7 protein-coding genes and 1 tRNA gene are annotated in these 9,543 nt (G+C 62.9%); 6 read left to right on the forward strand and 2 right to left on the reverse strand.

Features of this window, described 5'->3' with window-relative positions:
• Nucleotides 1–39 precede the first annotated feature (39 nt).
• Complete coding sequence (locus HMPREF2806_RS02285) at nt 40–4,983, reverse strand: Lhr family ATP-dependent helicase (RefSeq protein WP_070515959.1); 4,944 nt, start codon at nt 4,981–4,983, stop codon at nt 40–42.
• A gap of 34 nt (nt 4,984–5,017) precedes the next feature.
• On the opposite strand from HMPREF2806_RS02285, the gene HMPREF2806_RS02290 reads away from it, so the two are divergent.
• Nucleotides 5,018–5,776 carry a 3'(2'),5'-bisphosphate nucleotidase CysQ gene (locus HMPREF2806_RS02290; RefSeq protein ID WP_198531305.1) on the forward strand — a complete coding sequence of 253 codons (759 nt, stop codon included), beginning with the start codon at nt 5,018–5,020 and terminating at the stop codon, nt 5,774–5,776.
• A 41-nt stretch (nt 5,777–5,817) separates the two neighbouring features.
• On the opposite strand, the gene HMPREF2806_RS02295 is transcribed toward HMPREF2806_RS02290, so the two are convergent.
• On the reverse strand, nt 5,818–6,486 hold the full coding sequence (locus tag HMPREF2806_RS02295) for a TetR/AcrR family transcriptional regulator (RefSeq protein WP_049155183.1): 669 nt from the start codon (nt 6,484–6,486) through the stop codon (nt 5,818–5,820).
• 104 nt (nt 6,487–6,590) lie between these two features.
• On the opposite strand from HMPREF2806_RS02295, the gene HMPREF2806_RS02300 reads away from it, so the two are divergent.
• The 5 genes from HMPREF2806_RS02300 (at nt 6,591) to HMPREF2806_RS02320 (ending at nt 9,325) form a co-directional block, all read left to right on the forward strand.
• Nucleotides 6,591–7,466, forward strand: a complete 876-nt coding sequence (locus tag HMPREF2806_RS02300; protein WP_049155185.1) for an NAD-dependent epimerase/dehydratase family protein — start codon at nt 6,591–6,593, stop codon at nt 7,464–7,466.
• A gap of 67 nt (nt 7,467–7,533) precedes the next feature.
• Complete coding sequence (locus tag HMPREF2806_RS02305; RefSeq protein WP_049155187.1) at nt 7,534–8,358, forward strand: thymidylate synthase; 825 nt, start codon at nt 7,534–7,536, stop codon at nt 8,356–8,358.
• Entirely contained in the window at nt 8,358–8,903 is a 546-nt protein-coding gene (locus HMPREF2806_RS02310) for a dihydrofolate reductase (RefSeq protein ID WP_049155189.1), read from the forward strand. Before HMPREF2806_RS02305 ends, HMPREF2806_RS02310 begins: the two co-directional genes overlap by 1 nt.
• Nucleotides 8,903–9,181: a glutaredoxin domain-containing protein gene (locus tag HMPREF2806_RS02315; protein WP_049155191.1), complete on the forward strand. Its 279-nt coding sequence runs from the start codon at nt 8,903–8,905 to the stop codon at nt 9,179–9,181. The genes HMPREF2806_RS02310 and HMPREF2806_RS02315 overlap by 1 nt, the downstream gene beginning before the upstream one ends.
• A 71-nt stretch (nt 9,182–9,252) precedes the next feature.
• A tRNA-Arg gene (locus HMPREF2806_RS02320) sits at nt 9,253–9,325 on the forward strand.
• The last annotated feature ends 218 nt before the right edge of the window (nt 9,326–9,543 follow it).

Raw genomic sequence — 9,543 nt, forward strand, 5'->3', positions numbered from 1 at the left:
CCATGAAAAGCCCGTGGGCGAAATGAAGGTGAATATCATTCAGCGGCGTCGACGGCGAGGGCGGAAACCACCTGGGCTGCCCGGTGCAGTCGATGGGCCGTCAGGATCAGTGGAGTCTTCCGGATCATCGAAGGTGAGCTCCTCCATTGCCTCGACAGCACGGCGCCCACCGCGACGTGCGGGACGGTAAGACTCGGCGGAGCGCGTGGCTTCTCCAGATTGGCCGTGCTGTCCTGCACGGCCGGAAGAGGCGGTGTGGGCAGATCCGGTAATCCGCACGCCCTTCGGGGTCAGTGCCGCCCCCAGTGCGCGCAGCTCACCGCCAAGCTTTGATTCGAAGATGGGCCGCCCGTTCGCCTTCTCAATGACCAGCTTGCTCAAGCGCCCGGCGGCCACCAGCTCGTTGAGGCCTGCAAGCACTGCGGCTAGTACCTCGGTGCGCTCGATGCCCTCGGGAAGAGCGTTAAAGAACGTCGTCAGCGTCTTCCCGCCGCGGGTTAAGTGCGCCACCGGCAGGCCATCCATGAGCACCACCAAGGCACCCGCGGCGCGGGTGGGGCGGGCACCAGAGTCACCAGCATCAGTCGGCGGCCAAGACAGCGCTGCGCCATAAGGGTTGGCCGGGTCCGTCGCGGCAAGAACATACGTCTGCGGCTCGCGGGTGCCGGAGGGCCAGCCTGTAACGTCCGGGGAATCATCCACACCGCGCAGGCGGTCGATGACCGCGGGCGTGGAGAACTGCGCGGCGCCCAAGCCCTCAATAACGTAGCCGCGCATGGCCTTGCCGGATTCCTCAAAACCGGAGAGCACCTTATAAGCCAAGGCGAAACCACCCAGGACGTCCTCGGCCACCACTGATCCGCGGGTGAGCACGCCATAGCGGTCCAGCCAGGCCTCGCCGTGGGCAATGGAGCGCGACGTGGCATCCGTGGCCGCGGGAACGGACAGCGACCAGCGCCCCACCACGTCTGGTGCGACCTGCGCACCAGACACATTGTGCGCTTGCGCAAAGGACGTGCGCCCCATGCGCAGGCGCGAGCGCGCTGGCCGACGCCGCGCGCGATGCGCCGCACGCCCGGCGCGCCCACCTGCGGCCAGGTGGGCCCGAATAGGAGCGAAGGAATCGGGGCTGACCAGACCTGCTTCCACCAAGCCCCAGAGCGCCTCCCGGACCTCCTCGGGTGTGCCGCTGAGCTGCGGTTGAATATCGGAGATGAGGTAGCTGCCGCCGCCCTGCAGGGCCTCGAGCAACTGGGTCTGCAGCAGGGACACGCCCGCTTCCTCCGCAGAGACCTGCGGGGCGAGCTGTGCGGCATAATCCACCGGCAGCAGCATGATCCACGGGTCGTTGGAGCCGGCCTTACCCGCGCCGACGATGAGGACTTCGCCACTGGCGGTGAGCTCATCGAGCATCGTCGGCGAATAATCCCCGACGCGCGCAGGAAGGATGAGGCTCTCCCAGGCCGAGGCCGGCAGGCGCACGCCGGCCAGCTGCTCGATGACGGCGAAGACGCCGTCCACCCCACGCAGCACTGGGCGCCGGCCCACCGCGGCTACCTGCTGCCAGTCCGGCAGGAAGCGCCCGAAGGCCGCGGGAGAAACAGGCTGCGTGGCAGCTCGGGCAGCCGCCAGCGAGCGCGAGCGGATGACCTTGAGCACCTCCGCCGCGCAGTACTCCTGTTCCTCCACGCCTTGCCGGTAGTGCCCCGCCAGGATGGAATCCAGCCCATTCAGCGTCGAGTGCGCCACCGCGGCTGACAGGCCAAAAGCTTCCTGCACATCGCGCGCTACAAAGGGCCCGCGCGTGCGCGCCCAGCGGCTGACCAGCTGATCGACGGCATCGGTAATCGTGGCCTGCTGGGCGGGGATGCCGGGCGGGACGGGGATGCCCAGGCCGTCGCGAAGCAGCGGCGCATCGAGCGCTTGGGCCACGTGCTCGCGGCCGTTGATGCGCACCCGCATAATGCGTGCACCGAGAGCATCGAGTGCGCTCAATGGCACCGTGGCGTGCGCACCGAACTCCTCGACCGGGATGGGGCCCAGCACGCGCAGGAGGTCCGCGACCTCCTCGGTGGTGCGCGCCTGGCGTTCCAGGGTGGTGCGCTGTAGCTGGGCATGGACCTCGGCGATGATGGAGCCGTCGAGAAGCTCGCGCAACTCCACCGTGCCCAAAAGCTTCGCCAACAGCGCCGGGTCCAGCGCCAGGGCCGCCGCGCGCTTTTCCGCCAGGGGCGAGTCCCCCTCGTATATGAATGCGCCGGTGTAGTTGAACAGCAGCGAAGATGCGAACGGCGAAGGCTGCTCCGTGGTGACCTCCGCGATGCGAATGCGACGGTGCGCCAGCTCCCGCATGACCTCCGTCAGCGCCGGCAGGTCATAGACATCCTGCACGCACTCCCGAACGGTTTCCAGGATGATGGGGAAAGAGGGGTAGTTGCGGGCGACGTCGAGAAGCTGCTCTGCGCGCTGGCGCTGCTGCCACAAGGGCGCGCGCTTGCCCGGGTTACGCCGCGGCAGAAGCAGCGCTCGCGCCGCGCACTCCCGGAAACGAGAAGCAAAGAGCGCGGAGTTTCCCACCTGGTCGGTGACGATGTCCGCGATCTCATCAGCATCAAACAGGAACAGCGCGGCATCCGGGTCCGCCTCCCCCTGCGGCAAGCGCAGCACGATGCCGTCATCGCCCGCCACGGCCTGCGCATCCATCCCGGTACGCTCCGCCACGCGCTGGCCCACCGCCAACGCCCACGCCGCATTCACCGGCCGGCCGAACGGGGTGTGCAACAGCACGCGCCAGTCCCCCAGCTCATCCGTGAAGCGCTCCAACAGCAGCGTCTTCTCATCCGGGATGAGCCCGGTGGCCTCGTTCTGTTCCTGCAGATAGGCCGCGATGTTGCGCCGCGCGTTCTCATCCGCATCCCGCACCACCGACGGATCGGCGTGTGCCTCCCGCCGGAATGCCCCCAGCGCCTTACCTAACTCATAGGGCCGCCCAGCTTGGTCCCCGTTCCAGAAAGGCAAACGCCCCGTGTGCCCCGGCGCGGGTGTCACCAGCACCTGGTCACGCGTGATCTCCTCCACGCGCCAGCTCGTCGCACCGAGGGTGAAGATATCCCCCACCCGGGTTTCATAGACCATTTCCTCATCGAGCTCACCCACGCGGCGCGGCGCGGAACCGGCCTCACCAGTTCCCACCAGGAACACCCCGAACATGCCGCGGTCCGGAATGGTGCCGCCGTTGGTCACCGCCACACGCTGTGCGCCGGGGCGCGGGGTCAGCACGCCCGTCACACGGTCATAGACCACCCGCGGTTTCAACTCCGCAAAATCCGTCGAGGGATACACACCACTCACCAGGTCCAGCACGGAGTCGAAAACCTCGCGCGCCAGGTCCTTATAGGGCCAGGCGCGGCGCACGGTTTCGTACCAAGCGTCGGCCTCGAGTCCCTCACTCGTGCCCGCGCTTGCCGACGCCACCACCGCCGCCACCGTCTGCTGTGCCAAGACATCCAACGGGTTGCGCGGGGAATGCATTTCCTCGATGAGGCCCTCCTCCATGCGGGCGACGGTGAGTGCTGATTGCACGAGGTCCGCGCGATGTTTGGGGTAGAAGGAGCCGTGCGACACCGCGCCGACCGAGTGCCCGGCGCGGCCCACGCGCTGCAGGCCGGAGGCCACCGAGGGTGGGGATTCCACCTGCACCACCAACTCCACCGCCCCCATGTCGATGCCCAGTTCCAGGGAGCTCGTGGCCACCACGGCCTTGAGCGTGCCTTCCTTGAGCATCGTCTCCGTCAACGCGCGCTCGTCCTTGGACACCGAACCGTGGTGCGCGCGGGCAATAACGGCAGGTGCCTTCCCGGCGACGTCCACCTGCTTCATCAGCTGGGCCGGGTCGCGCCGGGTCGCTGGGCTCAAGGATTCCGGATCGTGCTCCTGGGCATAAAGCTCGTTGAGTCGGCTGGTAAGCCGCTCGGCGGTGCGGCGCGAGTTAACGAAGACGAGGGTGGAGCGCTGCTCCATGATTTCGGCGTAGAGCTCTTCCTCGATGAAGGGCCAGATGGACTTCGCTGTGGGCAGGGCGGAGTCTCCCACCCCGCCTTCTTCCTTGCGGTACGCGTGCACGCGTACCGCGTCTTGGGGGCCTTCGGTGATGCCCAGGGGGTCGTCGACAGTCGCCTCCCCGATGGGCGAGCCCTGCTCCGGGGTGGGCAGGTCCGACATGTCCTCGACCGGCACGTGGACGTCGAGCTGCCATCGCTTCTTCGCCGGTGGCGCGATGATGTCCACGGGACGGTCGCCGCCCAAGAAGTTGGCGACGGCACTCAGCGGGCGCACCGTCGCCGACAGTCCAATGCGCTGAAACTCCCCGGCGATGAGCCCAAGGCGCTCCAAGGTCAGCGCTAGGTGCACGCCGCGCTTGGTGCCGGCCAAGGCGTGGATCTCGTCGATGATGACGGTATCCACGGTCTTCAAAATCCCCGCTGCCTTGGAGGTGAGCATCAAGTAGGCCGATTCCGGCGTGGTGATGAGGATGTCCGGTGGCTTGCGCACCTGGCGGGCGCGCTCAGCCTGCGGGGTATCGCCGGAGCGCACACCAACGGTAATATCCGGTACCTCCAGGCCCAACCGCTCAGCGGTCCGCGCAATGCCGTTGAGCGGGGCGCGCAGATTGTTCTCGACGTCCACGCCCAAGGCCTTGAGCGGTGAGATATACAGCACTCTCACGCCGTCATGAGCGCCCTCGCGGGAAGGTTCATTGCTCAGTGGCAGCGCAGTCTGGCCTTCGCGTTCCACCAAAGAATTCAGCGCCCACAGAAAGGCCGCGAGCGTCTTACCGGAGCCGGTTGGTGCTACAACCAGTGCATTCGCACCGCCGGAAATAGCTTCCCACGCTTGCTCTTGGACTGGGGTGGGAGCGGCGAAAACGTCCTGGAACCAACCGGCCACCTGTGGGCGGAACTTCGCCAGAACGTTTTTAGACATGCCCTACTCTATCGCGCGCGCTAATCTGGTCACTATGACCGTTGAGATTTCTGATTCCCGTCTAACCAACTCCCTCGCCGATGGCTGTGGCGAGATCCTCAAAGGCGTACGCAACGGTGGCCTGCTGCGCGGCTTGGCGCTGGGTGATGCCGGCGATGAAGCCGCTCAGGAATGGATCGCCCGCGTCCTTGAGCAGCACCGCCCGCAGGATGGCGTCCTGTCGGAAGAGGCCGCCGATGATTTGAGCCGTTTGAAGAAGGACCGCGTCTGGATCATCGACCCGCTCGACGGCACCAAGGAGTTCGCCACCGGCCGCCAGGACTGGGCCGTTCACATCGCGCTGGTAGAAAACGGCACCCCTACCCACGCGGCAGTTGGCATGCCGGACATGGGCGTGACCTTTAAGTCCTCCGACGTACGCGCGGTGACCGGCCCGCTGTCGAAGAAGTTCGTGGTTTCCCGCAACCGCCCGCCGAAGGTGGCGGATTACGTCGCGGAGAAGATGGGCTTTGAGACCGTAGGCGCGGGCTCCGCAGGCGCGAAGGCCATCCACGTGCTGCTCGGTGACTATGACGGCTACATCCACGCCGGTGGCCAGTACGAATGGGACCAGGCCGCTCCGGTCGGCGTTGCGTTAGCTGCGGGCCTGCACTGCTCGCGTCTGGACGGCTCCCCCATCAAGTTCAACAATGAGGACACCTTCATTCCGGATCTTTTAATCTGCCGCCCCGAGCTAGCAGACGAGATTCTGGAGCACGCCGCCGCCTACGCGGAGGCCAACGGCGGGTACTAGGTTTCTTGTGTGGTGTTCCCCTCCTACGCAGCGCCGCTAAGTCAAAGTCCCAACTCGTCTGCAAGACGAGCAACCATTCGAGCATGAAACTCGTGGTAGTCATTTAGTGTGTCTTTGCCGAGGTAACCGAAAACCTCGGCATTAATCACGCCAATTATCTGTATCCACGCCTCAAGCGCCTTTTCCATGACGTCAGCGGGAAGTTCCACATCAAGCTCATCAGATGCCGCCGCAAGGTCTTGCGAGAGCTGAGAGGAACGCGGTTCTAACTCTTTAACCGAGGTCTCAGTTAACAAAACGGCTAGTCGCCGACTAACTTTTGTACCCGCACCCGTTGTTTCTGAGGCGGGCGCTTCGTATCCAATGATGGGCGTGCCGTAAATAAGCGCCCACCTTTGAGGAAATTTCAAAGCCCACATCCTCATAGCGGCCACAAGGCTCACGAATTTAGCTCGCGTCCCAGTGGCCGCACCCACTCCTTGGGCAACGGCGCCATCGAGCGCTTCAAACGCATCGATAATCAGCATCGTTAATAGGTGGGCCCTGTCGGGCACATAGCGGTAGATACCCGAAGAAACTATCCCCAAATCACGAGCAATTGCACGCAGATTCAAGGCTTCTGGGCCACCTGCATCAAGCTGCTTTCGTCCGAGCTCAACAATGCGCGACATCGTCTCTTCGCGAGCACGCGCTCTTGGTGTCATCGACATATGAAAACTATATCAACACAAAAGAGAGCACTGCTCTTGACGGTAGCCGAGTGCACCTATAGCCTTAGAGAGCACCAGTCACTAATAAGAGTGGAGGACACTCAATGCACTTTCTCATCACCGGCGCGGGCCCCGTTGGCCGTGCACTATCACGTGAACTCGCAAAAAGAGGGCACACATGCACAATCATGACGCGGCGACAGCCCCAATTCGCCACCAGTGAAAACGTTGATTTCAAGAAGGGCGACGCAACATACAGTGACGCCTACCCAGACCAGATCGACGGCATTGCCCACTGCATCCACGCCCCATATGACGCACAAAAGTGGCGCGACCTACTCATTCCAGCTGAAGAAACCGTGCTGAAGGTAGCCACCCAACTAGGCATCCCCGTCGTCTTCCCCGAATCGATGTATGGGTTCGACCAGACTTACGAGGTGATTTCGCCTGATACTCCCCTCACCCGATCTCGCAATGGAAAACCCGGTGTTCGAGCGACCCTAATCGAGAACCGCTTAGCCTCCCCCTCGCGCACTACCTCGGTAATCGCGGCCGATCTGTACGGACCAGATGCCGGCCCCGGATGCGTCTACCATCAGCTCATCATTGGGAAGAAGCGTCCCCTTGCTCTTTTTAACGCACACGCTAAACACTCGGTCACGTATCTTCCAGACTTTGCACGAGCGTTGGCAGACGCACTTTTAGATGATTCGACACCCCCAATAATTTCCACACCTTGCGCTCCCGCTCTGACTCAAGCTGAGTTTGCTCGACGTGCCGGATGCCAACACTCCCCCATCACTATTCACCCATGGATGCTGAAAGTAGCTGGCGTTGCCAGCACGGGCCTCCGAGGACTGAAAGAGATGAGATACCTGTGGGACCGTCCCTCAATTCTTACCGGCGCCACGTCCTCATGGCAGGCGACCCCAACCGACGAGGCTCTAGAGGTTATTTATCAAGCCCAGCTGTCGAAATAACAAATCTCATCACCAGTACCCCTACCGCTCTACCTAAGATTTCTCCAACGTTCTACACTTGGACATCATGAGTGACACTCCCACCGCTTCTTCAGCCCTCACAACACCATATGAGGACCTCCTGCGCCGCGTCCTGGAAGAAGGCGCTCCCAAAGGCGACCGCACTGGTACCGGTACCCTCTCCCTGTTCGGTGCCCAACTTCGTTATAACTTGGCGGAGTCTTTTCCCCTGCTGACCACCAAGAAGGTCTACTTCCACGGCGTGATTGGTGAGCTGCTGTGGTTCTTGCGCGGCGAATCCAACGTGACGTGGCTGCAGGAGAACAAGGTCCGCATCTGGAACGAGTGGGCCGATGAGGACGGTGAGTTGGGCCCTGTCTACGGCGTGCAATGGCGCTCCTGGCCCACGCCGGATGGCCAGCACATCGACCAAATTCAGGCCGCCCTGGACACGCTCAAGAACAACCCGGATTCCCGCCGCAACCTGGTCTCCGCGTGGAATGTCTCTGAGCTGGACAAGATGGCGCTCATGCCCTGCCACCTGCTGTTCCAGCTCTACGTCGCTGACGGTGCACTCTCCATGCAGGTCTACCAACGCTCCGCGGACATGTTCTTGGGCGTTCCTTTCAACTTGGCCTCCTATGCCGCGCTGACCCACATGTTTGCACAGCAAGCAGGCCTGAAGGTGGGCGAGCTCATCTGGACCGGCGGCGATTGCCACATCTACAACGACCACATCGAACAGGTCAAGGAGCAGCTTTCTCGCGAGCCCCGTGCATACCCGCAGCTCAAGCTCCACAAGGCGCAGGACATGTTCTCCTATGACTTCGATGATTTTGAGGTCATCGGCTACGACCCTCACCCCACCATCAAGGCGCAGGTGTCCGTTTAATGCTGGGCGCAATCTGGGCCCAGTCCCTTGACGGCATCATTGGTGACGGCGTGGTCATGCCCTGGCACGTGCCGGAGGATCTCAAGCACTTCAAGGAAGTGACCATGGGCGCGCCCGTCATCATGGGCCGCAAGACATGGGAATCCCTCAACCCCAAGTTCCGCCCGCTGCCGGGCCGGGAGAACATCGTGCTGTCCAGCCGCGAGCCCGACGAGTGGTCTGCGGGCGCCACCGTGGTGGATAGCATCGACGCCGCACTCGAAACCGCGCCCGGCGACGCCTGGATCATCGGCGGTGGCCAACTTTATAGCTCCGCCCTCGACCGCGTGGATACAATCGAGCTCACCCTCATGGGTGTACAAGTCGGCGATGCCTACGGCGCAGATGCCGTACTCGCGCCGAGCGTTCCGGAAGAATTCAGCCTATCTGCCGATAGTGACTGGCTGACCTCCGAATCAGGCCACCTCACCATTCCCGGCCAGCCCCCGAGCGAGCTGCCCATGAAATACCGATTCCTCACCTACGACAGAAAGGCTGCTGCATAATGGCAACTACCCCCGAAACCACTGAGCACGTCACCATCTTCTTCGCTGACTGGTGCCCGTTCTGTGTAAAGCTGATCAAAAACCTGGACCGCACCGAAACCCCATATGAGCTCGTCGATGTCGAAGGTGAGAACACCGACGACATCAACGCCTGGATTGAATCCGTCAACGACGGCAATCGCATCGTTCCAACCGTCCTCTACTCCGACGGCACTCACGCCACCAACCCTTCCGCCAGCGAGGTTCGCGCCAAGTACGCGGAGCTGGCCGGCGAGTAGACCCAAGGCGACGCATTTACCGCCGCCTAAAGCAGGGCTGCTAATCTTACTTAGGTGCGCAACGCACCCCCGCCCCAGTAGCTCAGGGGATAGAGCACGGCTCTCCTAAAGCCGGTGTCGGAAGTTCGAATCTTCTCTGGGGCACGCTGTGAAGTCTCGAGACATCGTTCCGGTCGGTGTCTCGAGATTTTTAGTTGCCCCGACTGGGGTTGAGTTCGTTGTCTTTCTAGTTGTAGTAGATCTTTTCTTCGGTGAGTGTGTAGGCGGCGATTTGTGCCCCAGTGATGGCTATTTTGACGTCGACGTGGTTGTCGATGCAGACCATGGTGGGGCCTGACCCCCGGAAAGTAGACACGTCGGGG

This window comes from Corynebacterium sp. HMSC076G08 (assembly GCF_001811515.1).
Taxonomy (GTDB): Bacteria; Actinomycetota; Actinomycetes; order Mycobacteriales; family Mycobacteriaceae; genus Corynebacterium; species Corynebacterium hiratae.

What these genes read in the sequence shown, in the direction of transcription:
- HMPREF2806_RS02285 (WP_070515959.1), bottom strand. Translation starts at nt 4,983, where the DNA reads ATGTCTAAAAACGTTCTGGCGAAGTTCCGCCCACAGGTGGCCGGTTGG.
- HMPREF2806_RS02290 (WP_198531305.1), top strand. Translation starts at nt 5,018, where the DNA reads ATGACCGTTGAGATTTCTGATTCCCGTCTAACCAACTCCCTCGCCGAT.
- HMPREF2806_RS02295 (WP_049155183.1), bottom strand. Translation starts at nt 6,486, where the DNA reads ATGTCGATGACACCAAGAGCGCGTGCTCGCGAAGAGACGATGTCGCGC.
- HMPREF2806_RS02300 (WP_049155185.1), top strand. Translation starts at nt 6,591, where the DNA reads ATGCACTTTCTCATCACCGGCGCGGGCCCCGTTGGCCGTGCACTATCA.
- HMPREF2806_RS02305 (WP_049155187.1), top strand. Translation starts at nt 7,534, where the DNA reads ATGAGTGACACTCCCACCGCTTCTTCAGCCCTCACAACACCATATGAG.
- HMPREF2806_RS02310 (WP_049155189.1), top strand. Translation starts at nt 8,358, where the DNA reads ATGCTGGGCGCAATCTGGGCCCAGTCCCTTGACGGCATCATTGGTGAC.
- HMPREF2806_RS02315 (WP_049155191.1), top strand. Translation starts at nt 8,903, where the DNA reads ATGGCAACTACCCCCGAAACCACTGAGCACGTCACCATCTTCTTCGCT.